The following is a 23493-nucleotide window of genomic DNA, read 5'->3' on the forward strand; positions in this document are numbered from 1 at the left end:
AACATAAGATGAAAATTGAACATGTTGTGATGGCTGATTTACCTGCAATTTTAGATATTGAACGGGCAGGCTTTAGTCCAGCTGAAGCAGGAAGTAAAGCGGCCTTTGTTAATCGTATTGAAAATATTCCTGATACTTTTTTGGTCGCGAAAGAAGAGGAACAAGTTGTTGGCTTTATTGTTGGGCCGGTGACATCTATCCCAGCGATTGATGATAAATATTATGAACATGTTGCACCTAATTTACCAGTTGGTGATTACTTGTGTGTGTTGTCGCTTGCGGTAGCACCAGAGTTTCAAAGGAAAGGCATTGGTAGTCAATTACTAAGCGCATTTGTAAATGTTGCTCGTAATTATCATTGTCAGCAAATCATCCTAGATTCATTAGCTAAAAATATTCCTTTTTATGAAGCCAATGGTTTTAACAAAGCAGGAATTTCATTATCTAATCATGCGGATGAGACTTGGTTTAATATGGTGAAGAACGTATAATCTAATGAGAAATAATGAATGAGTAGAGGAGTTAGCCTGATGACAGAAGATAAATACCAATACGATGAAAATGGGTTTCGTGAAGACTTAAAGGATGATCCAGATGTTCTTCATCAACCAGATGCGGATCGGACGCAACGTGATTTAATTACGCTTGACTACGATGAGACGATGGCTTTTCTTAATGGTGAAAAAGAAGTAAAAACAGTTTATGATTTTTCAGACGAGGTTTTAGAAAAGATTAAAGAAAAGTATCCGACCCTTAATGATACGCCAATTGATAAGGTAATTATGGAAAAATATCAGCAGATTTTATCAGCACGATACAATGAATCACAAGCGAATAATAGGACAATTCACGTCAATGATAGTGAGGGCAGTGATGAATAGTTTGATAACGTTTATTATTTCAATTGTTTTTTTAGGATTAGTAATTTGGGAAAATCGATTACATAGTCAATTAGGATTTTTAGCTAGTCAATTTCCAGAAAAGGTTACTAAAGATTTTATAAAAGTAGTTCGCCAAGAACGGTGGCTAAATTGGGTATTATGTATTTTAGCAATTATTGTCTTTTTAACTACTAGTCGATACTCCATCTTAATAATCAGTATCATTACAATTATTGAGTTACTGTTGGTGATGAGAATGGATCGCATTAAAAATGAAATGATAGAGTAAAAGTGATCATAGCGGCTTTTTATGCTTATTTATCTTAAGAAATAGTAACGATTATTAAGAACGTTCTAATTATTGCTATACTCATTGAAAAAATAATGGTAAAGTTAGAACTGTGTATTTCATTATTTATTTTGAGGAATTATTTTGGGAGGGTGTTTTATTTATATGGTAAAAAAAGCACATCATTCAACTAATCATCGATCTCGTGGGGTCGTTACGGGTGCAATTAGCGCTCTTAGTTTATTAGCAGTATCGACGCAGGCAGTTAACGCTGAACAGTTAACTGTTAAAGCAGGTGATACAATTTGGGGAATTGCTAAACAGCACGGCCTTTCAGTAAGTGCGTTAGAGCAAGCAAATCCATCTGTAAAAAAGCTAAGTGATAGTATCGATTTAATTACTGTTGGTCAACAATTAACATTGCCATCATCACAGCAAAATGTTAATACTGCTTTAAATGCTGATGGTAGTTATACGGTTCAACCGGGAGATACACTAAGTTCAATTGCTGGTCGGTATAATATTTCTGTTAGTCAATTAATGTCTTGGAACAGTTTGACTTCATCAGATTCGCTGTACATTGGTCAGCATCTTAGCGTAACGGGTCCGGTTGCTAATACGGCACCAACAGTTATGCAGCCAGCGGCTTCACAGTCAACTACCGTGAATGCTAATGCTGCACAACCTATTACTAGTGTCGCTCCACAATCAACCGTTCCAGCGCAATCGACATCTCAAGTGGCATCAGCTACAGCGCAAGTTCCAGGGGCTTTTACAGCTAATTCTGCTAGTCAAGCTGATCCAGTAAGTGCAGTTAATTCAACAACACCAGTGTCAGCATCAACTGGAATGCAAAATACAACAGCTGCTTCAAGTGCTGAGACGGCATCAGCAACAGTTGCTTCAGTAACACCAGCTGTTGTGTCAACGTCTAGTAGCGCTGCTTTACAAACAACCGTAGCAACGACCTCACAGTTTAGTGCTCAGCCTACTAGTAGTGCTGCTGCATCGGTAAATACTGCAAGCCAAACCAGTGAAGGCAACAATACTGCTGCACTATACACTCAATCATTTGTTCAAACAACACCAGTGGCAAGTCAAAGTGTCCAGGCACAACAACCTGCTCCTGCTTCGCAAACTAGTGCTGCTCCACAGAGTACAGTGCAACAGCAGCAAGCCCCTGTTTCACAAGCACAGCCACAACAATCACAAGTTAGTCAACCTGTCCAACAGCAACCAGCAACCAATGCTAGTGCTGATTTACAACATGGTTCAGTAGTTAGTCTTGCAACTAAGATTGCTAATTCTAACAGTGTTCCATATGTGTGGGGTGGTGAAAACCTAAGCGGGATGGATTGTTCTGGATTAGTTAAGTATGTTTATGCTAATGCAGAGGGTAAGCAATTACCACATTACACAGGAGCACTAGAAAACTGTGTTGACCAACACCCGGTTAGTCAAGCAAAGCCCGGCGATCTTTTGTTCTGGGGTAACCATGGTTCAACTTACCACACGGCTATCTATACTGGTAACAACCAGTATGTTGCGGCTGCTAAGCCAGGTACCAATGTTGCTACCTATACTATTAGTCCGTACTTCAACCCTAGCTTTGCCGGAACCGTTAAGTAGTTTAAATTCATTTATGAGAACTTTTTCATGAGATAGTAACAAAGATGTAACTAAAAAAAGGTTAACATTTGTGGCTGTCCGTGTTATCTTACTTGTATTGCAATTCCAGTATTGCTCTAAAAATATTTCACATTTATTGGGGAGTGTTAAATATGAGTAACAAACATGAAATTGAAGAAGACTTATATCGTGCTCAATCACGGTTAGATGAATTATGTCAGCATGAAGCTCAGGCAAGTACTGGGGGAACGCAGACTGTTACGATCCAACCACAGTATGGTGAGGAGATGCAGTCTTTACGCGAAGAGTGCAGTCAATTACGAATTATTCTAGAAGCAATGGAAGCTTCAGAAGATTAGAATTATTTAAATAAAAATAAAAAGGCTGGTAGAAGTAAAACAATGACTTCTGTCAGCCTTTTTGCGACTTTCTTATTTGCCAAATTGGGTATTGCGTAATATCAAGAGCCATATCGATAAAACGATTACCCATTTCTTCCCCATCCGTCTGACTAAATTCTAATGAGGTAGTCGTAATATGGAGATTATCGCCTTGAAAATAATGAGCGAATTTTGATTGATCTAATTTCCCTCGTGTTAGTTGTAATAATTGCCAGGTTGTCATAGGCCAGTTTTTGCGTTCAGCGACCACTAACTCCAATGACGGTTTTGTCAAGGAAGCCTTAGGAGCTACTTGGAATCCACCCCCAATAAATGGGTGGTTGCTTGCAATTGCGATATAAGCTTTTGGAAAGATGAAACGTTCGTGCCCACGTTGAACCATTAAAGCAAATGGTTCTTGGTCATACATAACACCTAAAGCTTTCTGTAAGTAAGTAAAACGACCAATATGATTTTTCTTGTGCCGAGCTTTAAAAGTGTTAGCACGACTGACGACAGCAGCATCAAAACCAATACCAATGTTATTCAGGAAATAGCCATCTTCTTCCCTAATTGCTTCATGATAATGGCCAATATTGATCAATTGCGCTTTACTGGCTGCTAAAATCTGGTTTAATGCTTGTTGAGGATGCAATGAGATGCCGTAGCCACGAGCAAAATCATTTCCAGTACCGGCAGGAATATAGGCGACTGCAAGTGGTTTTCGTTCGAGCCGTCTAGCTGTTTTCATTAATCCATTAACAACCTGATGAAGCGTTCCATCGCCACCAATTGCAATTACAACTGTCGATTCAGCCAAATGAGATTGAGCAATCTGGCTAGCAAGGTATTCTCCATGATTGGGATATTTAGTAGTTTCAAAATGATAATCAATTTGCTGCTGGTCTAAATATGGCTTAATTGTAGACCATGCCCTTTCAGCATTGCCATTGCCAGCATGACGGTTGAGGATGATTGAATAGTTCATATCAATATTCCTCCTTGTAAAATGCTAAAAAGCAAAAAATAAGACTGAGGAAAAGGAATATTTTCTCAGCCTCTGTTAATGCTTAAAGATTAAAACGTCGTCAACTTAAAGTTAGGATTTTGCTTTTCGTAAGCAAGTGCTTTTTCATCAAGTTGTTCTACAAATTCGATGTTATAATCAGTGTTCTGTTCAACCATTAAAAGTGCCTCAGCCTCGGAATCGGCTTCAAGATATAATGATTGAGTATTTTCACGAACCGGACGTTTAGTCTTGTCAGCTTGGTAGTATACTTTAAAAGTCATACTGTTAAAAACTCCTTAATTAAAGATATTATGCAGTAATTTACTCTACTTATTCTATCACATATGAGCAAAAGTGTCCTAAATTTTCCTAACATGGTATTATTAAATAAAGATAAAAGGCAAAGAGGTGTTGGATATGGGGCTATTTTTTATATGCGTTTTAGCAGTGATTATCGTTATTATCCTTTATTTGGCGATTCATCGACTGCTGATTAACCGTGCGACTATCATGGTTCGTAATAAAGCTCAAGAGGTAACGGACTTTGCAGTAAATGATTGTTTAAAGGACCTGTTAGGATGGAAACGGACACTTTCATCTCAAATTGTTGCGGATGTATGGGGGAAAGGCGTCTTAGCATTTGAATATCATTTTGATTACCAAAAAGCAGGGGTTAAGCTTGCTGATTTTACAGAAGAAAAACTGGCAACACGGTTAGATGAGTATGCTGCTCAACACCATCTTCAAGTGGCGCCTAAAGCAGCTAAGGCGTTTGTGCTTACTGATTGGTGGACATATGAAGGAATTTTGCATATTGATGTTGCATATTTAGTAAATGAAGCAACGGTTGAATATATTGACGACCTAAAGCGACTGAAAAAAGGTAGTAAATAAAAAGTGACAGCTAGTTAATTTCTAGCCGTCGCTTTTTAGTATATTTAGCATAAATATTAGCTGATCATAACAGTATCGTCAGGAGCTTTAAATGGATTTTCCTTATTAATATGGTCGTAGAAAAGAACCCCGTGTAAGTGATCAATTTCATGTTGGCAGACAATTGCTGGATAATGTTTTAACCGAACCTTGTGTGTTTTACCATCGACATCTTGGTACCGTAGGGTAATTCGATCGTGGCGTGGAACATAACCAGGAACATCTTTATCAACGGAAAGGCATCCTTCTCCTTCTGTCAATGCCCCGTATTGGACCGATTCGCTGACGATTATTGGATTAATAATTACATCCTTAAATAATGGTTCACCATCTTCATCAGGGGAGGGAACCAGAACAGCAGCCATTTGTTTGGATACTCCAACCTGTGGCGCAGCAAGCCCTACGCCAGCCCGTAACTTATATTTTTCGCATAATTCTGGATCTTGACTGACTTCTAGGTATTTCATCATTTCTTTAGCTAATTTTTGGTCCTCATCAGAAAGGGGGAATGATACTTCAGCCGCTCGTTTACGCAAAACAGGGTTACCATCACGGGTAATATCTTTCATTAAATACATTACTCACTATGCCTCCAATTAAATAGTCAATTACATTATAGTCTATCATAACTATTTAAAATTGCTAATGTTGATAGTTTCTTGTAAATAATCACAATATGGATAAAAAACGTTTACTTTCGCTATAAAACTTCGACATTTTTTAATATTAAGTTAATGAAAGCGCTTGTATTATTTATTTAATCAGTTATACTAGAAATGTAGGTAGGCAATCGCTTACATGATGTTAATTGGATTTGGAAAGGAATGTTAGATATGGCCAATACCAAAGCTGTCAATTTTGCTGAGATTAAAGCCAATGAAGGGGCTCCATATGCAAAGCCCGTACAAATTCTTGATGAAAACGGTAACGTTGTAAACAAGGATTTAATGGCTAATTTCAGTGATGATTTATTAGTTGACTTAATGAAGAAAATGGTTTGGGAACGCGCCTTGCATGAACAAACAATGAGCTTTTCTAAGCAGGGACGTTTAGGATTTTACGCACCAACTTGGGGTGAAGAAGCATCAGAAATGGGAACGGCTGCCGCATTTAAGAAGCAAGACTTCCTATTCCCTGCATACCGTGATTTACCACAATTAATCCAACACGGGGCAACTGTTGCTCAAATGTACTTATGGTCAAAGGGACACATTAAGGGTAACTTATTTGATGCCCGTGCTCTTCGTCCTCAAATTATTATTGGTGCCCAAATGGTTGAAATGGCCGGTGGAGCACTTGGAATTAAGAAGAATGGTGAAAAAGATACCGTTGCTTATGCTTACACTGGTGAAGGTGGCTCTTCACAAGGTGATACTTACGAAGGAATGAACTTTGCTGGTGCTTTCCAAGCTCCTGCTGTATTTATTATTCAAAACAATGGTTGGGCTATTTCATTCCCACGGAAATTACAAACGGAAGCGCAGACAATTGCCCAAAAGGGTGTTGCTGCTGGTATTCCTGGTGTTCAAGTTGACGGGATGGATGTCTTAGCTTGTTACGAAGTTGCTAAGGAAGCTCGTGAATTTGCAGCTGCTGGTAATGGTCCTGTACTAATTGAAACATTGACTTACCGGTTTGGTGCCCATAGTTCTGCTGGTGACGATCCTAGTCGTTACCGGACGGACGAAGAGACAAAGCCATGGTTTGACAAGGATCCATTAATTCGGCTTCGTAAGTATTTGACTAAGAAGGGCCTTTGGTCAGAAGACGAAGAACAAAAGTACACAGATGAATGCAAGCAAAGCTTTAAAGAAGCAATGAAGGAAGCTGACTCTGTAGAACCAGAAAAGGTTAGCGATATGCTGAAGCGGACATTTGAGGTTCCAACTCCAGACATTAAAGAACAAATTAAGAAGTACGAAGAAAAGGAGTCGAAGTAATCATGGCTAAAAAGACTTATATCAAGGCAATTACTGAAGGTATTGACATTGCTTTAGCCGAAGATCCTAAGACTTTAGTATTCGGTGAAGATGTTGGTAAAAATGGTGGTGTTTTCCGTGCTACAAACGGTTTACAAGAAAAGTATGGTGTTGACCGAGTATTTAGTACACCACTTGCTGAATCAGGAATTTTAGGAATGTCAATTGGATTAGCAGCTACTGGTTGGCGGCCTGTTCCAGAAATTCAATTCATGGGCTTTACATTTGAAGCAATGGATTCAATTGCAGCTCAAATGTCACGGATGCGTTTCCAATACAATGGCACTCGTCATGCGCCAATTACTATCCGGACTCCATACGGTGGTGGTACTCATACCGCTGAATTACACGGGGATGATCTTGAAAACTTCTTCGTTGGTATTCCAGGATTACGGGTTGTTGCACCAAGTTCTGCTTATGATGCTAAGGGATTAATTATTTCTGCTATTGAAAATAATGATCCAGTTCTCTTCCTTGAAAATCTTCGTCTCTACCGTTCTGTAAAGGGTGAAGTTCCTGACGATAAGTACACTGTTCCATTGGATAAGGCTAATGTTGTTCAAGAGGGTACAGACGTTACAATTATCGCTTACGGTGGTGAAGTTTCCGAAGCGCAAAAGGCTGCTAAGAAGCTGGCCAAGGATAATATTTCAGCAGAAATTATTGACTTACGTTCGCTTTACCCACTTGATACAGACACAATTTTTGAATCACTTAAGAAGACTCACCGGGTTGTTATCGCTCAAGAAGCACAAAAGATGGCAGGTGTTGGTGCTCAAGTAGCCTCAGCAATTTCTGAAGGGGCAATTATGTACCTTGATGCACCAGTTACCCGGGTTGCAGCTCCTAACTCAGTTTACCCATTCCCACAAGCCGAAAATGTATGGCTTCCAGGAGCACGTGAAATTGAGGATGCCGCACGTGAAGTAGTTAACTACTAGTTAAGTGTGGAGTAGAAAGGAAGATAATACGATATGGCATATATTTTTAGATTACCTGAAATGGGTGAAGGTTTAACCGAGGGTGATGTTGCATCTTGGCTTGTTAAGGAAGGCGATAAGATTAAGGCGGATGATGCTTTAATTGAAATCCAAACAGATAAGTCAACCACCCAATTGGTATCGCCAGTTGATGGGACAGTAGCCAAGTTATTTGTCAAGGAAGACGACCATGTTGAAAAAGGTGACAAGCTTGCTGAAATCGATGATGGTAAGTCTGAAACAAGTACAAATGTAGAAGCTGAAGATAGTGATGATGACGGTGATGAAGCACCAGCAGAGGAACCAAAAGAAGAGGCACCAGCTGCTAAAGAAGAAAGTGCTGCACCAGCTCAAGGCGGAGTCGCACCATTAGCTGAACCTAATAAGCTAGTAATGGCAATGCCTTCTGTCCGCCAGTATGCTCGTGACAAGGGTGTTGATATTTCTCTTGTTCAACCAAGTGGCAATCACGGCCAGGTACTTAAAGAAGATATTGATAACTTCAACGGTGCTGCTGCTAGTGCTGCCCCTGCCAAGAGTGAAAAGACCAGTGCTGCTCCTGCTAAGGCTGCTGGGAACACAATCAAGCCATACAAGGGTGCTGGTGAAGATGCAGAAACTCGTGAACCATTATCAAATATGCGGAAGATTATTGCAAAGAATATGCGTAATTCCGTTGATATCAGTCCAATGGTAACGTTATTTGATGATGTTGAGGTTTCTAAGTTAATGACCCAACGTAAGAAGTATAAGGCTGTAGCTGCCGAACAAGGTATTCACCTTACTTTCTTACCATATGTTGTTAAAGCTCTTGTTGCAACTATGAAGAAGTTCCCAGAACTGAATTGTTCAATTGATGATTCAGCACAAGAGCTTGTGCAAAAGCATTATTATAATATTGGTATTGCTACCAACACTGATCACGGTTTGTATAACCCGAATATCAAGGATGCTGATAAGAAGGGTATGTTTGAAATCGCTAAGGAAATTGCGGACAATGCTCAAGCTGCTGAAGATAATAAGCTTAGCCCATCCTCAATGGCTGGTGGTTGCATGACAATTTCTAATATTGGATCAATGCGTGGCAAGTGGTTTACCCCAATTATTAACCAACCAGAAGTTGCTATTTTAGGTGTAGGAACAATTGCCACTGAACCGATTGTTAATGAACAAGGTGAAATTGTTGTTGGTCACATGATGAAACTATCATTAACTGTTGATCACCGGTTAATTGATGGCGGATTAGCCCAAAATGCAATGAATTACCTTAAGCGGATGCTGCATGATCCAGAATTAATTATGATGGAAGGGTAGACTAGTATGGCTGATGTTGAACAAAAAGATACAGTAATCGTTGGTGGAGGCCCTGGTGGCTATGTTGCTGCTATTCATGCTTCCGAATTAGGACAAAAAGTTACCTTAATTGAAAAAGGTGACCCAGGTCTTGGTGGTGTTTGCTTAAATGTTGGATGTGTTCCATCGAAGGCGCTTATTGCTGCCGGGCACCGTTATCAACAAACTCTTGATTCTTCAGTTTATGGAATTTCAAAGACTGATGCAAAATTAGACTTTACAAAGACCCAAGACTGGAAGGATCACAAGGTTGTTGATCGGATGACCCGTGGTGTTAAGATGCTGTTGAAGAAGCATAAAGTTGAAGTAATTGACGGAGAAGCAATTCTTGATAATGACCATCAATTACGGGTTATTAAGCCTGGCCCTAAGCAATTTATGGACAATGATAATGGTCGCACAATTGCTTGGAAGAATTTAATTCTTGCAACAGGAAGCCGTCCAGTTGAAATCCCACACTTTAAGTTTGAAGGTCGGGTTATTGACTCAACCGGTGGCCTTAACCTTAAAGAAGTTCCAGACGAATTAGTTGTTATTGGTGGTGGTTACATTGGTACTGAATTAGCAGGTGCATACGCTAATTTAGGAGCACATGTAACAATCATTGAAGGAACAGACTCAATTCTTGGTGGCTTTGACCATGATATGGTTAATATTGTTGTTAAAAACCTCGAAAAGAAGGGCGTTGACATTGTTACAAAGGCAATGGCAAAGGACTCTAAACAAGATGCTGATAGCGTAACTGTAACCTATGAAGTTGACGGTGCTGAAAAGAGCATTAAGGCTGATTATTGCATGGTATCAGTTGGTCGTAAGCCAAATACAGATGATTTCGGTCTTGATATGACTAGCGTAAAGCTAAATGATCATCACCAAGTAATTGTTGACGAACAAGGACGGACTAATGTACCTGGTATTTGGGCAATTGGTGATATTGTGCCGGGTCCAGCTTTGGCTCACAAGGCATTCTTTGAGGCAAAGACAGCCGCTGGTGCAATCGCCGGCAAGAATACTGCTAATGACTGGGTAGGTGTTCCAATGGTATGTTTTGCTGATCCAGAGTTAGCCCAGGTAGGGATGACAGTAGAACAAGCCAAGGATAAAGGAATTGAAGTATCGACAGCACAATTCCCATTCGCTGGTAATGCTCGTGCCGTTTCCCTTGATTCACCAGATGGATTTATTCGCCTTATTTACACTAAGGATAAAAAGAACGTTATTGGTGCTCAGGGTGTCGGCCCAGGAGTAAGTGATCTTGCGGGTGAGCTTTCATTGATTGTTAACTGTGGAATGAATGTTGAAGACGTTGCCTTAACCATTCACCCACACCCAACATTGAATGAACCAGTTCAAGAAGCTGCAGATATTGCTCTTGGTTTCCCAACACATATTTAACAGAATCTTTCCGAAAAGGGAGCTGTAATAGCTCTCTTTTTTAGTACATTCAAAAAGAGAGAGGTTAATCGCAAGAAAATAAATAGATTCACTTTATGGTGCCTTCAAAATATGAAGATTTCTGTTTATTGTTTGAATTTTGCTTACCCGGTTCCTTAAGGATTATTTCTTAGTGCCTTTTTTTATATTGTCCTTATTTCTAATTTAGGAATTCGATTGTATAATACAAGTAGCAAAATAAATAGGAGGCCAAAGAATGAGTTCCCAAAGTTATAGTTATCCTCTTGATCTGTCCTGGACAAATAAGGAGATGGAGCAGGTAATTGCGATGTTTCGCGCGGTAGAAGACGCATATGAGGTGGGTATTGACCGTAATAAGGTTTTAGACTGTTACAAGGCATTTAAACAAGTGGTTCCTTCAAAGGCCGAGGAAAAACAGTTGGGTCGTGAATTTGAAAAGAGTTCTGGTTACGTTTTATACCGGGTTGTAAAAGCGGCCCAAGAGTCAACGGATAAAAAAATAAAGATGGTTGGCAAGAATAATGACTAAAATTGAAGAATTAGATTTACAGGCACAACGAATAGTTCGTCAAGCGGGCAAGAATGCTTACGAAAAAATGGATAATGGTTATCAAGTTGATACAAAGACCAACTATACGGACTTGGTAACGACGATCGATCGTGAAAATGAACAATTTATTAATCAACAATTACGAAAAATTGATCCTAATAGCCGTATTTTGAGTGAAGAAGGTTTTGGCGATAAACGGATATTAGATTTAACTGGTCATATTTGGATTGTTGACCCAATTGATGGGACAATGAATTTTGTTAAGCAACATAATAACTTTGCAGTGATGTTAGCCTTATATATTGATGGTATTCCAACGCTTGGTTATATTGTGGACGTGGTAAATAATCATTTATATCATGGTCGACATGGTGAGGGCGTATTTAAGGATGACCAACAATTAACTCCACCAGCGAATCTTGGTTTACGTGAAAGCTTATTAGCCATGAATCGGACGCTTACCTTAGGCGATAATCCATTACTAAAACGGGTCGCTAAAGAAGCAATGGGTCTAAGAATGTATGGTAGTGCTGGAATAGAAATGATTGGGGTGCTCACTGGTCAGTTGGGTGGCTATATCTCTAATTTAAAACCATGGGACCTTGCTGCCGGGCGAATGCTAGCAGAAGAATTAGGGTTAGTGGTAAAATCAATTGACGGTAGTTCTATTAATGTGTTATCATCTAATCTTGTATTAGTAGCAACGAGTCAGGTTAGTCGAGACATTCGACAGATCATCAATTAGTTGTCGAGGCTGTGACCGCGATGTCACAGTTTTTTTATGAAATCAGTTGTTGATTAAGACGCTGCTGTTCGACTTTATAAAATGAAATGACGAAAGGGAGAATCAAGTTTTGAAAACTCGTGACGACATTCGTAACATTGCGATTATTGCCCACGTTGACCACGGTAAGACAACCTTGGTTAACGAAATGTTAAAGCAATCAGATACTTTACCAGAACACTTCTCAATTGAAGATCGTGCGATGGATACTAACGCTATTGAGCGTGAACGTGGAATTACTATTCTTTCAAAAAATACGGCTGTTAAGTATGATGGACACCAGATCAATATTTTGGATACACCAGGACACGCGGACTTCGGTGGTGAAGTTGAACGTGTCATGAAGATGGTTGATGGTGTATTACTTGTTGTTGATGCATTTGAAGGTACAATGCCACAGACACGATTCGTTTTGAAGAAGGCACTTGAACAACATTTAACGCCAATTGTTGTTATTAACAAGGTTGACCGGAAAGGCGCACGTCCTGAAGAAGTAGTTGATGAAGTGCTTGACCTCTTTATTGAACTAGGGGCAGATGAAGACCAACTTGACTTCCCAGTTGTATACACTTCAGCAATGAATGGTACTTCAAGTTATGATTCTGATATTTCTACACAAGAACATACCATGAAGCCTTTGTTTGATACCATTATCAAGACAATTCCAGCACCAGTTGATAATTCAGACGAACCACTACAATTCCAAGTGGCAATTTTGGATTATAACGATTTCGTTGGTCGGATTGGTATTGGTCGTGTCTTCCGTGGTAAGATTAAGGTTGGCGACAATGTTACCTTATTAAAGCTTGATGGCTCTAAGAAGAACTTCCGTGTCACTAAGTTATTTGGTTTCTTCGGATTAAAGCGTTTGGAAATTAAAGAAGCTCAGGCAGGAGACTTAATTGCTGTTTCAGGAATGGAAGATATTAACGTTGGTGAAACCGTTGCTGATCCAGAACATCCTGAAGCAATTACTCCATTGCGGATTGATCCACCGACACTTCAAATGACTTTCCGGACTAATGATTCACCATTTGCTGGTCGTGAAGGTAAGTTTGTTACTGCTCGTCAGTTAGAGGACCGTTTAAAGCGTGAAATGCAGACTGACGTTTCATTAAAGGTTGAAGACACCGATGATCCTGGTGCATGGACCGTTTCTGGTCGTGGTGAGTTACACCTTTCAATCTTAATTGAAACTTTACGTCGTGAAGGCTATGAATTGTCAGTATCACGGCCAGAAGTTATCTATCGTGAAATTGATGGTGTTATGAGTGAACCATTTGAAGAAGTTCAAATCGATACTCCAGATGAATACACTGGTTCAGTTATTGATAGCCTTTCAAAGCGTAAGGGTGAAATGAAGAACATGGAACCGGGTGAGAATGGTCAAACACGGTTAATCTTCTTAGCACCATCACGTGGATTGATTGGTTACTCAACAGAATTTATGACAATGACTCGTGGATACGGTATTATGAGTCACACCTTTGAAAAGTACGCTCCAGTAATTAAGAATTGGAACCCTGGTCGTCAAAAGGGGACATTAGTTTCAATGAACGCTGGAAAGGCTACTACTTATGCAATGATGGGTATTGAAAGCCGTGGACAATTGCTGATTGATCCAGGTACAGAAGTTTACGAAGGTATGATTGTTGGGGAAAATAGCCGTGAAAACGACATCACTGTTAACATCACCAAGGGTAAGAACTTAACTAACGTTCGTGCTGCTGGTTCAGATGAAATGGCTCACATTAAGACGCCTACACACTTCTCTCTTGAAGAATCACTTGAATTCTTAAACGAAGATGAATATTGTGAGGTTACACCTGAAAATATTCGTTTGCGTAAGAAGATTCTTAATACTAATGCTCGTGAAAAGGAAGCAAAACGCCGTCGCGCAGCTTCACGTAAGTAAAAAATAAATGGCTTGGGAGGCTAGCTTCCCAGGCCTTTTTTATTTGATGTATAATAATGGTTGTATTTTATTTTTAGGTAGGTGCGCTTTGTGAAGAAAAAGAAATTAAAATTTCATCGACTTCGTTCTGTATGGAATAATATCCGCTACCTCGATTATTACATCCTAGTTCCTTATCTTGCACTTTGCCTGATCGGAATTGTAATGGTTTATTCAGCGAGTGCTTCTATTGAGATGCAAAATGGTGGAACACCGCTTGGCTATCTGATTAAGCAGACAATATATGTCTTGATGGGGATAATCGTAATGATGTTTTTAGCGAATTATCCTTTGCGTCATTATCGTACAAGAAGATTCTTACGTGACTCTACCTTGGTAGTTGGAGCGCTTTTAGTTATTGTCCTTGTTTTTAGTCGGGCAGTTAATGGTGCCAAGGGATGGTTGTCGTTAGGCTTTTTCAATATTCAGCCAGTTGAAATTTGTAAATTGTATTTTATTTTATATTTAGCTGATCGAATGGATAAAATTAGGCAGCGAGGACAGCATTTTACTACTGATGCTAAGGGACCCTGGCTTATTATAATTGTTTTTCTTGGTTTAATTATGATTCAACCGGATATTGGAGGAATGGCAATCAACGCGGCTATTATTGCAATTATGTTATTAGCCGCTGATTATAAGTGGGGGGTAGGTTTAGGTATTATCCTTGTCTTACCTGCTCTTGGATATTTTGGATTAGAACGACTGGTAGAAAGTGGTATGTTACAAGGAGGAGGATACCAGGTTGCTCGGTTTGTTGCCTTTCTAAATCCGTTTGGAAATGCCAGTGGCTCAGGTAGTCAACTTGTTAATTCTTACTATGCAATTAGTAATGGCGGTGTATTTGGTGTTGGCTTAGGTAACAGTATTCAAAAAATGGGATATCTTCCAGAACCAAATACTGACTTTATAATGTCAATTACTAGTGAAGAATTAGGATTAGTTGGTGTGACACTCATTCTTGTGACATTATTAGTATTGATTTGTCGAATGATTCAAGTGGGAGTGCGAGCGAATAGTTTATATCAAACATTAATTTGTTATGGAGCAGCCACCTTCTTTTCAATTGAAACACTTTTTAATATTGGTGGTGTATTAGGATTACTGCCAATTACCGGAGTTACTTTCCCGTTTATTAGTTATGGTGGGTCGAGTATGTTAATTCTTTCAGCAACAGTTGGTATTGTGATGAATATTAGTATGCTGCAGAACCGTGAACGGCTTGTTATGGGAAGTCCATTTGTTCCAGAAAGTGGGGATCAGAAAAATGTTTGAATTAACGCCACGAAGGTCATTAGTTGTGTATACTAATGGCAATCGAGTAATTCGGGCTTTACGTCATTATGGTCAAATTGAGTATATTTCGCGACGAATGCATTACGTTATTTTATATGTTAACCAAAATGATATTGAAAAAGTAAGCGAAAAGATTGGTCACTTACGGGCGGTACGAAAGGTAGATATTTCGGCGCGACCAGACTTGGATCCGACTTTGGCCGATCTCGAATTAACTGGAGTATATCAATTACATGATGAGGATGAGAAGAAATGAGAATTGTTGCAGGAAAATTTGGTGGTCGTAAACTTAGTGCGGTTCCGGGGATGACTACAAGACCAACAACAGATAAAGTAAAAGAAGCGCTGTTTAATATAATCGGGCCATATTTTGATGGTGGTACAAGCCTTGATTTATATGCGGGAAGCGGTGGCTTGAGTATTGAAGCTGTTTCTCGTGGAATTAACCGTGCTGTACTTGTTGATCGTCAATACCAGGCAATCAAAACGATAAGAAAAAACATTGCTGTAACAAAGCATGAAGAACAGTTTGATGTCTACAAAATGGATGCACGTAAAGCGCTTAACCTTTTTCAGAAAAATGGCGAGAAGTTTAAGCTTGTTTTTTTAGACCCACCATATGCTAAGCAGCAAATTGTAAGTGACCTTGGTAAAATGGTTGAAAATGATTTGCTTTTGGATGGGGCGATTATTGTTGCAGAAACGAATCAAGAAGCAAAGTTACCGGAAAATTTAGCAGGTTTTAATTTCATTAAACGTCAAGAATATGGAATCACTGTTTTAACAATTTATCAACGCGAAAGGAAGTAGAAAAATGAAAGTTGCAGTTTTCCCAGGATCGTTTGACCCATTGACATTAGGACATTTAGATCTAATTAAAAGAGGCAGTGCGCTCTTTGATCAATTAGCAGTTGCTGTAATGACTAATTCAAGCAAGAATCCGTTATTCACTGTTGAAGAACGAGTAGCACAGATTAAAGAGGCAGTTAGTGGCTTGGATAATGTATCTGTTATTACAACAGATGGTTTAACAGTCAACTTAATGAATCGAATTGGTGCGGATTACCTAATGCGAGGTCTTCGAAATACAACGGATTTTCAATATGAACGTGATATTGCAGCAATGAATAATTTCTTAGATGACCAGTGTGAAACGGTATTTTTCCTTGCTAAGCCAGAATACCAGCATTTATCAAGTAGCTTACTAAAGGAAGTAACCTCTGCTGGTGGTGATATTTCTGCCTATTTGCCAGCCAATATTAATGAAGCATTGAAAAAGCGATTAGCTGAACGTGAATTATTACGGGTTAAGGAAGATAATGAAGAAGCAAGATAATATAATATTACGTCGAATTGGAATAGTTCTAGGGCTTGTCTTATTATTAGGGTGCTTTTTATTTTGGCCCTTAAATTCTTATATTGAAAGTCCGGGGACGGCTGCTGACCTTCAATCCTTTGTAAAGGTTAAGGGCCACCCAGATCGTTATAAAGGAAGTTTTATGTTAACATCTGTCGCAATTCAGCGTGCTCATCCTGCAACTTATTTGTACGCAAAGATGGTGCCTTATATGTCGATTGAGAGTGCCACTGATGTAACTGGAGGTCAGAATAGCGCAACGTTTGATCGTGTCCAAAAGTTTTACATGGATAGTTCAATCAATGAAGCAATTGCGGTTGCTTATAAGGCTGCTCACCAAGAGGTTACTCGTCGTTATCTTGGAATTTATGTTTTACAGGTACAACCTAATTCTAAGTTTAAACGCGATATTCATGTTGGCGATACAATTACTAAAGTGGATGGTCGCCATTTTAATACTGCGCAAGGATTCCAAAAATATATTGCTGCTAAAAAAGTGGGTACACCATTAGCAGTTACATATACAAGAGATGGTAAAACGAAAACAGTAACTCATCCTTTAGTTAAGATTGCTAGTACTAATAAAACAGGAATTGGAATAATTTTAACCAATAATATGCAGGTAAATACCAAGATTCCTGTAAAAGTTGATGCTGGTCAATATGGTGGGCCATCAGGCGGATTAATGTTTAGTTTGCAAATCTATCAACAAATTAGTGGTAAGGATCTCCAAAAGGGTCGTAAAATTGCTGGAACTGGAACAATTAGTTCGGATGGATCAGTTGGTGAGATCGGTGGAATTGATAAGAAAGTGATTGCAGCACATCGAGCGGGAGCAAAGATATTTTTTGCACCGTATATAAAGCCAACTAAAGAAATCCTAAAATATGAAGAAGGGCATATGACTAATTATCAGATGGCGAAAAAGGCTGCTAAAAAATATGCGCCAGGAATGAAAGTTGTGCCAGTAACTTCTTTTGATGAAGCGGTAAAGTATTTACAAACCAATTAATATAAAGAATTAACTATTTTTTAAATCAGTTAAGTATGAAAATCCAAGGCTTAAATTAGTCTTGGATTTTTACTTTTTACGCAAAAAGAAAGTGCAATTCTTATTTTTTTACGTATTTATATTAATAGGGGGGATGATATGCAACAATTAATGGAAATATGGAATAAGTATCGTATCTACCTACTTATCTTAGCTATAATTATAGTTATTACTGGCTATTTATTTATCGGTAAAGAGCAAAAAGACCGTTTGCCAATTTCAAATACCAATGCTGTTGTTGCTAGCAGCGTTAGTGAAAGTAATGGTGAGAGTTCAAGTATAAATTTGAATACTAAAGGAGTCGTTGCAATTGATATTAAGGGTGCTGTACAAAAGCCAGGTGTTTATCAACTAAAAGCAGATTCGAGAGTTAATGAAGCATTGACAGCAGCGGGCGGCCCATTAGTAAATGCAGATTTACGTCAGGTTAACTTGGCTAAACAGTTGACAGATCAACAGATGATTTACATTCCGACAATTGGGGAAGTGCCACCGATATCATCTTCAGCAGCGGATACGCTATCGAGCAATAGTGGCAATAGTAATTCGCCGATGGTAAATATAAATACTGCTACTAAAGAACAATTGTGTCAGATAACGGGAATTGGAGATAAAAAAGCCGATTTAATTTTACAGTATCGTCAAGAACATGGACAATTCAAAAGTGTCGATGAGCTTAAAGAAATAAATGGCTTCGGTGAAAAAACAGTTGCTAAGTTAAAAGACCATCTAACAGTCTAATTTTTAGTTTGATGAAATTATTTGCTATACTATATTTCAAATAAAGAGGAGTGACGAAAATGAAACAACGAATTGGTTGGGATCAGTATTTTATGATTCAAGCGGCTTTACTAGCTTCACGGAGTACTTGCAATCGACTTTCAGTGGGAGCAGTTTTAGTTCGTGATAAACGGATAATTGCTGGAGGATATAATGGTTCAGTTGCTGGGGATGATCATTGTATTGATGAAGGATGTTTTTTGCGTGATGGTCACTGTGTTCGGACTATTCATGCTGAAATGAATGCTTTATTACAGTGTGCAAAATTTGGTATTTCTGCTGATGGTGCTAGCCTTTATGTTACGGATTTTCCGTGTCTGCAATGTACCAAAAGTTTATTGCAAACGGGAATTAAAGAAATAAATTATATTCGTAATTATCACAATGATGATTACGCAATGAAGCTAATTCGATTAAAAAAAGTAGCACTTCATCAAATTCAATTAGACAGTGATATTTTAGAACAGGTAAATCTGGATCAATATATCAATCCAGATCAAAGATAACTTATCCAACATTTTTGGATTTTTCCAGCTTTAGGTGCTGGAGTGGTAACTGTTAGTTTTTTTGGTATACATTGGTTAGCATTATGCTTGCCCTTCTTACTTTGGCGACTTATTAGTTTGAAAAGACCGTCTGTATTAGTAACGGGAATATTAGCGTGTTTATTAGCATTTTGTCTATGCTTATGGACACAAAAAAGTTGGTTAAACACAACGGTAACAAGACAAGCAAATATTAAGCAAACGGTCCTGATTCTCCCTGATGAGATAAAAATAACGGGGAATACTATGACTGGAAAAGCAAGGGATATCAACACAGGGCAGCGCGAAATATTTATTTATCCGCTAACGCCTGAAAAAGCAAGTGATCCGGTGATGAGTAATCTCTCAATGCCGATGTTGTGGACAATTGAAGGACAGATCCAGCCAATTCTTCCTCGGACAAATGATAATCAATTCGACAATCAGCGCTATAATTACCATCAGCATATCTGTAATCAAATGCGAATAAAAAAGGTGGATCAAATGGTTGTACAGCGAGGCAGGGGAATAGTGATTTGCCATATTATACGTAAAAGATTATCCTTGTATTTTGCTCGTCTGCCACGCCCGCTTAGTACTTATTGTCAACAATTGATAATTGGTAGCAGTGATGATAATACAACAGAATTAATGGTAAGTGTAAAAAAGTTAGGTTTGTTACATTTGTTTTGCATATCGGGAATGCATATTGTCCTTTTGACTGTGATGGTTCGTTATCTTTTAGTCTACTTGTGGTGGTATCGGGAAAATATCGATATATTTTTGATAATTCTTTTACCATTTTACCTTATTATTGGAGGTGGCTCGGTTAGCTTGTTAAGGGCAACGATTATGGCAGAGATAGGGTTACTTCATAAGTACTTTCACCTTGATTCCCTTGATGGCTGGGCGATTAGTTTACTAATTGGCCTGATGATTGATCCCTTGGCATTACTGACTTTGGGTGGACAGTTAAGTTACCTATTATCATTTATGCTTCAGGTATTTCCGGTAACCCTTAGTAATTTAAAACAATCATTTTTTCTTAACTTGGTAAGTCTTCCATCAATGTTAAGTTATGTCTATGAGGTTCATATTCTTAGTTTTATTGTTAGTTACTTAGTAATTCCCTTTTTTTCAGTCATCATTTTTCCAAGTGTGCTTATTGGAGCAATTAGTTTTCGGTTAGTACCTACAGTGACTTATATAATTAATGCGGGATTAAAATATTTTCAATTATTACTAGATTGGCTATCCTTACTTCCGGGAACCATTCATTTTGGGAAACCACCGTTGATATTGGCGGTTGTTTTATTTATAGGAACATTAGTAATGGTCTATCGACAATTAGATTTGCGGGGATGGCTACTACTGGCATTAATATATGTTCTGACATTTTTAACGATTCATTTTCCAATAAATGGGGAAGTAACTTTTATTGATATTGGGCAGGGAGATTCAATTCTTATTCGTGAGCCGTTTAATAAAAAGGTGATAATGATTGATACTGGTGGTAAGCTTGTTTTTAATCAATTTCGTTGTGAACAAAAAAGACAACAAGATGATGCACAACGGGTAACTATTAATTACCTAAAAAGTAAGGGAATAAACCAAATTGATGTAATCTTCTTAAGTCATCACGATGCTGACCATATTGGGTATTTACCAACGATTTTGAGTAATATTCGGGTGAAACAAATTGTTGTTCCGGCAGGGATGGAAAATCAGCCGGCCTTTTTGAAAAAGTTTCATGGTGTGGCTAAATCTCAAGTCCCGCTTATAATTCCCGTAACGGATAATGATGATTTAAATAGATTCCCTTTACAGGTTCTTCATCCTTTTACAGCGGGTCAAGGGAAAAATGAGGATTCACTAGTTCTAGCAGGGACTTTTGGAGGCAAAAGATTTGTTTTTACGGGTGATTTAGATCAACAAAATGAGAAGAAGGTTATTCAAAAGTATCCACAATTAAAAGCAGATATTTTAAAAATTGGTCATCATGGTAGTAAGACAGCTAGTAATCCTGAATTTTTACAAGCCCTTGCCCCACAGTACGCAATTATTTCTGCGGGACGGTTTAATCGATATCATCATCCGGATGAGGTTACAATTAATACGTTACGGCAATTGAGTATAAATTATTTATCAACGCAACAGTTTGGAATGATAAAATATGTATATTATGGTGAACATGGAAAAATAAAGACAACATTGAAGGGAGATGAAACTAGATGGACATTACCCAACTATCTAATCAACTAAAAACGAAAACACCGGCAATGATATACCTTGTTTTAGGCACACAACAGGTTCTTCAGCAGCAAGCAATTGACGAGTTTGTTAGCTTGATTCCGGCTAATGAACAGGTGATGAATGTTGGCCGATATGATATGGAAGCGACCCCATTAGCCGTGGCTCTAGATGATGCAATGGCGGCCCCTTTTTTTGGAGAACGGCGGTTAGTCCTTATAAATAAACCATACTTTTTAACAGGTGAGAAAAAGCATTCAAAAATTGAGCATGACTTAAATAGTTTAAAAAAGTATTTAGAGCATCCAGAACCATCGACTATTCTAGTTTTTACGGCTCCCTACGAAAAACTAGACGGACGAAAAGCAATTGTAAAGCTTTTGAAAAAAAGTGCTGTTTTAGTTGATGCAGCACCGTTAAATGAACAACAAGCACGTCAAAAAATTATCCAGCAGTTGGCAACTGATGATTTTGAACTAGCGCCAGCTGCATTAGATGAATTGGTTCAACGAACAAACGCAGACTACGGAATGATGGCTGCTAATTTAACTAAATTAAAGATACTTGCATATCAAGAAAAAAAGATTAGTCAAAAAATGGTCCAAGCACTGGTTCCACAATCATTAGATGAGAATGTTTTTGACCTAGTGACAGCAGTGCTTCAACGTGATCAAGTTAGAGCATTAGACCTTTATCGTCAATTGTTAGTGGGTCAGCAACCTCCATTAAGGATTAATGCGGTGTTGGTTAGTCAGTTTCGTTTATTAATTCAAATCAAAGTTTTAAGCAAACGTGGCCTTAGTCAGGGAAGTTTAGCTAGTCAACTGAATGTTCACCCTTATCGAATTAAGATAGGCTTGAAAACAACACGCGGGTTTTCGCTGAAAGCACTTGAAGATGCATATTTAGGATTATTGCGGATAGAGCAGTCATTAAAAACAACTCAACGGGACCCAGCCTTACTTTTCCAATTGTTTATGCTGCAATATTCGCAACAAAATAGAAAAAGAGCATAATGATATTCTCATAAGTAAATAGGGCTTCGGAACTCGGCATTACCGGTCACTGAAGCCCTATTTTATAGTGCGATAGGTATTTTTGTATCAAAAAAGCAACTAGCAAAAAAATGCCAGTTGCTTTTTATTACTTAGCGTAACGTGCTGAAAGGCGTGACTTGTCACGTGCAGCCTTGTTAGCCTTGATAAGGCCCTTAGAGTGGGCACGGTCAATTGCTGAGATAGCAGCCTTGTATAAGTCATCAAGGTTATCTGCGCCAGCAAGCTTTGCCTTATCGAACTTCTTGATAGCAGTTCGCATTTGGCTTAATTGTGAAGCATTACGTGCTTCAGCTTTTTCACTAGTCCGAACACGTTCAATTGCTGATTTGATAATTGGCATGAGTTTCACCTCCGTTACCCGATTTTCAGTTGACCAGAATTTTCAACATTTGTCATTATACAAAAGACTGGCTAGCATTGCAATAGTTAACACGGATCAAGTCAAAAATTTCACTAATTTGGTTGCAACATCTAGAAATATTTTGTATATTTGTATAGGTTACTTAGTTAAAGTAGCTAATGCCTCTTCTCAGTTTAGCGATCCTCACCGACGCTATACTTAGAACTTAGGCGGATAGATAAAAGAAAGGTGGGAAAATAGCATGGCTATTTCAAAAGAACGTAAAGATCAAATTATCAAAGAATTTGCAACACACGAAGGAGACACTGGTTCTACACAAGTTCAAGTTGCTGTATTAACTGCAGATATTAACGAACTTAACGATCACCTTCGTACACACAAGCATGATTACCACTCACAACGTGGGTTAATGAAGAAGATCGGTCACCGTCGTAACTTGTTAGCTTACTTACGTCGTACTGATTTACCTGCTTATCGTGAACTTATCCAAAAGTTAGGTTTACGTCGGTAATATCTTTTTTAAGAGTGAGTGGAAATATTCTTTGGCATGGCAGTTTAGTACAAGATGGACTTATCTTTCGTACTTGGCTAGTCCTTGGAATCTATTTTGCGGCATCTTAATAAGAGTTTTGAAGTTAAAAGAACTAGTGAGGAATATAGCTTTCCGCTAGTTCTTTTT

The 23493-nt window shown here is 38.5% G+C and carries 27 protein-coding genes; 23 read left to right on the top strand and 4 right to left on the bottom strand.

Annotation, left to right across the window (positions count from 1 at the left end):
* Positions 1-8: 8 nt before the first annotated feature.
* The 5 genes from H5S39_RS01505 to H5S39_RS01525 all read left to right on the top strand — a co-directional run bounded on the left by H5S39_RS01505 (position 9) and on the right by H5S39_RS01525 (position 3158).
* Complete coding sequence (locus tag H5S39_RS01505) at positions 9-491, top strand: GNAT family N-acetyltransferase (protein ID WP_182595954.1); 483 nt, start codon at positions 9-11, stop codon at positions 489-491.
* Positions 492-530: 39 nt separating this feature from the next.
* Positions 531-881 carry a hypothetical protein gene (locus tag H5S39_RS01510; RefSeq protein WP_182595955.1) on the top strand — a complete coding sequence of 117 codons (351 nt, stop codon included), beginning with the start codon at positions 531-533 and terminating at the stop codon, positions 879-881.
* Complete coding sequence (locus tag H5S39_RS01515) at positions 874-1170, top strand: hypothetical protein (RefSeq protein ID WP_182595956.1); 297 nt, start codon at positions 874-876, stop codon at positions 1168-1170. Before H5S39_RS01510 ends, H5S39_RS01515 begins: the two co-directional genes overlap by 8 nt.
* A 165-nt stretch (positions 1171-1335) precedes the next feature.
* The gene (locus H5S39_RS01520) at positions 1336-2799 is read left to right on the top strand and encodes a C40 family peptidase (protein ID WP_182595957.1); all 1464 of its coding nucleotides are present in this window, start codon (positions 1336-1338) and stop codon (positions 2797-2799) included.
* Positions 2800-2951: 152 nt separating this feature from the next.
* Positions 2952-3158 (top strand): hypothetical protein, encoded by a 207-nt coding sequence (locus H5S39_RS01525; RefSeq protein ID WP_182595958.1) that lies wholly within the window; start codon positions 2952-2954, stop codon positions 3156-3158.
* Positions 3159-3210: 52 nt separating this feature from the next.
* Here the strand turns inward: H5S39_RS01525 and H5S39_RS01530 are convergent, their stop codons facing one another.
* A complete protein-coding gene (locus tag H5S39_RS01530; RefSeq protein WP_182595959.1) occupies positions 3211-4167 on the bottom strand; it encodes a diacylglycerol/lipid kinase family protein in 957 nt (318 codons plus the stop codon).
* A gap of 89 nt (positions 4168-4256) precedes the next feature.
* On the bottom strand, positions 4257-4469 hold the full coding sequence (locus H5S39_RS01535; protein WP_182595960.1) for a DNA-directed RNA polymerase subunit epsilon: 213 nt from the start codon (positions 4467-4469) through the stop codon (positions 4257-4259).
* 136 nt (positions 4470-4605) lie between these two features.
* Between H5S39_RS01535 and H5S39_RS01540 the strand changes: the two genes are divergently transcribed.
* On the top strand, positions 4606-5082 hold the full coding sequence (locus tag H5S39_RS01540) for a hypothetical protein (RefSeq protein WP_182595961.1): 477 nt from the start codon (positions 4606-4608) through the stop codon (positions 5080-5082).
* A 56-nt stretch (positions 5083-5138) separates the two neighbouring features.
* Here the strand turns inward: H5S39_RS01540 and def are convergent, their stop codons facing one another.
* Positions 5139-5699, bottom strand: coding sequence for a peptide deformylase (gene def, locus H5S39_RS01545; RefSeq protein WP_182595962.1), 561 nt, complete (start codon positions 5697-5699; stop codon positions 5139-5141).
* A 255-nt stretch (positions 5700-5954) separates the two neighbouring features.
* Here def and pdhA point away from each other — a divergent pair, with 255 nt between their 5' ends.
* The 16 genes from pdhA to holA all read left to right on the top strand — a co-directional run bounded on the left by pdhA (position 5955) and on the right by holA (position 22411).
* Positions 5955-7061, top strand: a complete 1107-nt coding sequence (pdhA, locus tag H5S39_RS01550; RefSeq protein ID WP_182595963.1) for a pyruvate dehydrogenase (acetyl-transferring) E1 component subunit alpha — start codon at positions 5955-5957, stop codon at positions 7059-7061.
* A 2-nt stretch (positions 7062-7063) separates the two neighbouring features.
* A complete protein-coding gene (locus H5S39_RS01555) occupies positions 7064-8041 on the top strand; it encodes an alpha-ketoacid dehydrogenase subunit beta (protein WP_182595964.1) in 978 nt (325 codons plus the stop codon).
* 33 nt (positions 8042-8074) lie between these two features.
* On the top strand, positions 8075-9394 hold the full coding sequence (locus H5S39_RS01560) for a 2-oxo acid dehydrogenase subunit E2 (RefSeq protein WP_182595965.1): 1320 nt from the start codon (positions 8075-8077) through the stop codon (positions 9392-9394).
* Between the two features lie 6 nt (positions 9395-9400).
* Positions 9401-10828 (top strand): dihydrolipoyl dehydrogenase, encoded by a 1428-nt coding sequence (gene lpdA / locus H5S39_RS01565; protein ID WP_182595966.1) that lies wholly within the window; start codon positions 9401-9403, stop codon positions 10826-10828.
* Between the two features lie 256 nt (positions 10829-11084).
* Positions 11085-11378: a UPF0223 family protein gene (locus H5S39_RS01570; RefSeq protein ID WP_182595967.1), complete on the top strand. Its 294-nt coding sequence runs from the start codon at positions 11085-11087 to the stop codon at positions 11376-11378.
* The gene (locus tag H5S39_RS01575) at positions 11371-12144 is read left to right on the top strand and encodes an inositol monophosphatase family protein (protein WP_182595968.1); all 774 of its coding nucleotides are present in this window, start codon (positions 11371-11373) and stop codon (positions 12142-12144) included. Before H5S39_RS01570 ends, H5S39_RS01575 begins: the two co-directional genes overlap by 8 nt.
* Positions 12145-12253: 109 nt before the next feature.
* A complete protein-coding gene (gene typA / locus H5S39_RS01580; RefSeq protein ID WP_182595969.1) occupies positions 12254-14098 on the top strand; it encodes a translational GTPase TypA in 1845 nt (614 codons plus the stop codon).
* Positions 14099-14188: 90 nt separating this feature from the next.
* A complete protein-coding gene (locus H5S39_RS01585; protein WP_182595970.1) occupies positions 14189-15412 on the top strand; it encodes an FtsW/RodA/SpoVE family cell cycle protein in 1224 nt (407 codons plus the stop codon).
* On the top strand, positions 15405-15689 hold the full coding sequence (locus H5S39_RS01590; RefSeq protein WP_182595971.1) for a YlbG family protein: 285 nt from the start codon (positions 15405-15407) through the stop codon (positions 15687-15689). The genes H5S39_RS01585 and H5S39_RS01590 overlap by 8 nt, the downstream gene beginning before the upstream one ends.
* Positions 15686-16243 carry a 16S rRNA (guanine(966)-N(2))-methyltransferase RsmD gene (gene rsmD, locus H5S39_RS01595; protein ID WP_182595972.1) on the top strand — a complete coding sequence of 186 codons (558 nt, stop codon included), beginning with the start codon at positions 15686-15688 and terminating at the stop codon, positions 16241-16243. Before H5S39_RS01590 ends, rsmD begins: the two co-directional genes overlap by 4 nt.
* A 4-nt stretch (positions 16244-16247) precedes the next feature.
* Positions 16248-16769, top strand: coding sequence for a pantetheine-phosphate adenylyltransferase (gene coaD / locus H5S39_RS01600; protein WP_153930586.1), 522 nt, complete (start codon positions 16248-16250; stop codon positions 16767-16769).
* Positions 16753-17802, top strand: coding sequence for a SepM family pheromone-processing serine protease (locus H5S39_RS01605; RefSeq protein WP_182595973.1), 1050 nt, complete (start codon positions 16753-16755; stop codon positions 17800-17802). The genes coaD and H5S39_RS01605 overlap by 17 nt, the downstream gene beginning before the upstream one ends.
* Before the next feature lie 138 nt (positions 17803-17940).
* A complete protein-coding gene (locus H5S39_RS01610) occupies positions 17941-18582 on the top strand; it encodes a helix-hairpin-helix domain-containing protein (RefSeq protein ID WP_182595974.1) in 642 nt (213 codons plus the stop codon).
* Positions 18583-18641: 59 nt separating this feature from the next.
* On the top strand, positions 18642-19127 hold the full coding sequence (locus H5S39_RS01615; RefSeq protein ID WP_182595975.1) for a ComE operon protein 2: 486 nt from the start codon (positions 18642-18644) through the stop codon (positions 19125-19127).
* Positions 19128-19169: 42 nt separating this feature from the next.
* A complete protein-coding gene (locus H5S39_RS01620) occupies positions 19170-21407 on the top strand; it encodes a DNA internalization-related competence protein ComEC/Rec2 (protein WP_325064742.1) in 2238 nt (745 codons plus the stop codon).
* Complete coding sequence (gene holA / locus H5S39_RS01625; protein WP_182595976.1) at positions 21377-22411, top strand: DNA polymerase III subunit delta; 1035 nt, start codon at positions 21377-21379, stop codon at positions 22409-22411. The genes H5S39_RS01620 and holA overlap by 31 nt, the downstream gene beginning before the upstream one ends.
* A 127-nt stretch (positions 22412-22538) precedes the next feature.
* On the opposite strand, the gene rpsT is transcribed toward holA, so the two are convergent.
* Complete coding sequence (rpsT, locus tag H5S39_RS01630) at positions 22539-22793, bottom strand: 30S ribosomal protein S20 (protein ID WP_003666832.1); 255 nt, start codon at positions 22791-22793, stop codon at positions 22539-22541.
* Positions 22794-23055: 262 nt separating this feature from the next.
* Between rpsT and rpsO the strand changes: the two genes are divergently transcribed.
* A complete protein-coding gene (gene rpsO, locus H5S39_RS01635) occupies positions 23056-23325 on the top strand; it encodes a 30S ribosomal protein S15 (RefSeq protein WP_003666833.1) in 270 nt (89 codons plus the stop codon).
* The last annotated feature ends 168 nt before the right edge of the window (positions 23326-23493 follow it).

The organism is Limosilactobacillus rudii (genome assembly GCF_014145455.1).
Taxonomy (GTDB): domain Bacteria; phylum Bacillota; class Bacilli; order Lactobacillales; family Lactobacillaceae; genus Limosilactobacillus; species Limosilactobacillus rudii.

Coding starts and splice junctions, on each gene's coding strand:
- H5S39_RS01615 (WP_182595975.1), top strand. CDS start 18,642: ATGAAACAACGAATTGGTTGGGATCAGTATTTTATGATTCAAGCGGCT.
- coaD (WP_153930586.1), top strand. CDS start 16,248: ATGAAAGTTGCAGTTTTCCCAGGATCGTTTGACCCATTGACATTAGGA.
- H5S39_RS01570 (WP_182595967.1), top strand. CDS start 11,085: ATGAGTTCCCAAAGTTATAGTTATCCTCTTGATCTGTCCTGGACAAAT.
- rpsT (WP_003666832.1), bottom strand. CDS start 22,793: ATGCCAATTATCAAATCAGCAATTGAACGTGTTCGGACTAGTGAAAAA.
- pdhA (WP_182595963.1), top strand. CDS start 5,955: ATGGCCAATACCAAAGCTGTCAATTTTGCTGAGATTAAAGCCAATGAA.
- holA (WP_182595976.1), top strand. CDS start 21,377: ATGGACATTACCCAACTATCTAATCAACTAAAAACGAAAACACCGGCA.
- H5S39_RS01510 (WP_182595955.1), top strand. CDS start 531: ATGACAGAAGATAAATACCAATACGATGAAAATGGGTTTCGTGAAGAC.
- H5S39_RS01575 (WP_182595968.1), top strand. CDS start 11,371: ATGACTAAAATTGAAGAATTAGATTTACAGGCACAACGAATAGTTCGT.
- H5S39_RS01520 (WP_182595957.1), top strand. CDS start 1,336: ATGGTAAAAAAAGCACATCATTCAACTAATCATCGATCTCGTGGGGTC.
- H5S39_RS01560 (WP_182595965.1), top strand. CDS start 8,075: ATGGCATATATTTTTAGATTACCTGAAATGGGTGAAGGTTTAACCGAG.
- H5S39_RS01610 (WP_182595974.1), top strand. CDS start 17,941: ATGCAACAATTAATGGAAATATGGAATAAGTATCGTATCTACCTACTT.
- H5S39_RS01540 (WP_182595961.1), top strand. CDS start 4,606: ATGGGGCTATTTTTTATATGCGTTTTAGCAGTGATTATCGTTATTATC.
- H5S39_RS01530 (WP_182595959.1), bottom strand. CDS start 4,167: ATGAACTATTCAATCATCCTCAACCGTCATGCTGGCAATGGCAATGCT.
- H5S39_RS01505 (WP_182595954.1), top strand. CDS start 9: ATGAAAATTGAACATGTTGTGATGGCTGATTTACCTGCAATTTTAGAT.
- H5S39_RS01555 (WP_182595964.1), top strand. CDS start 7,064: ATGGCTAAAAAGACTTATATCAAGGCAATTACTGAAGGTATTGACATT.
- rsmD (WP_182595972.1), top strand. CDS start 15,686: ATGAGAATTGTTGCAGGAAAATTTGGTGGTCGTAAACTTAGTGCGGTT.
- H5S39_RS01515 (WP_182595956.1), top strand. CDS start 874: ATGAATAGTTTGATAACGTTTATTATTTCAATTGTTTTTTTAGGATTA.
- def (WP_182595962.1), bottom strand. CDS start 5,699: ATGTATTTAATGAAAGATATTACCCGTGATGGTAACCCTGTTTTGCGT.
- rpsO (WP_003666833.1), top strand. CDS start 23,056: ATGGCTATTTCAAAAGAACGTAAAGATCAAATTATCAAAGAATTTGCA.
- H5S39_RS01590 (WP_182595971.1), top strand. CDS start 15,405: ATGTTTGAATTAACGCCACGAAGGTCATTAGTTGTGTATACTAATGGC.
- lpdA (WP_182595966.1), top strand. CDS start 9,401: ATGGCTGATGTTGAACAAAAAGATACAGTAATCGTTGGTGGAGGCCCT.
- H5S39_RS01605 (WP_182595973.1), top strand. CDS start 16,753: ATGAAGAAGCAAGATAATATAATATTACGTCGAATTGGAATAGTTCTA.
- H5S39_RS01535 (WP_182595960.1), bottom strand. CDS start 4,469: ATGACTTTTAAAGTATACTACCAAGCTGACAAGACTAAACGTCCGGTT.
- H5S39_RS01525 (WP_182595958.1), top strand. CDS start 2,952: ATGAGTAACAAACATGAAATTGAAGAAGACTTATATCGTGCTCAATCA.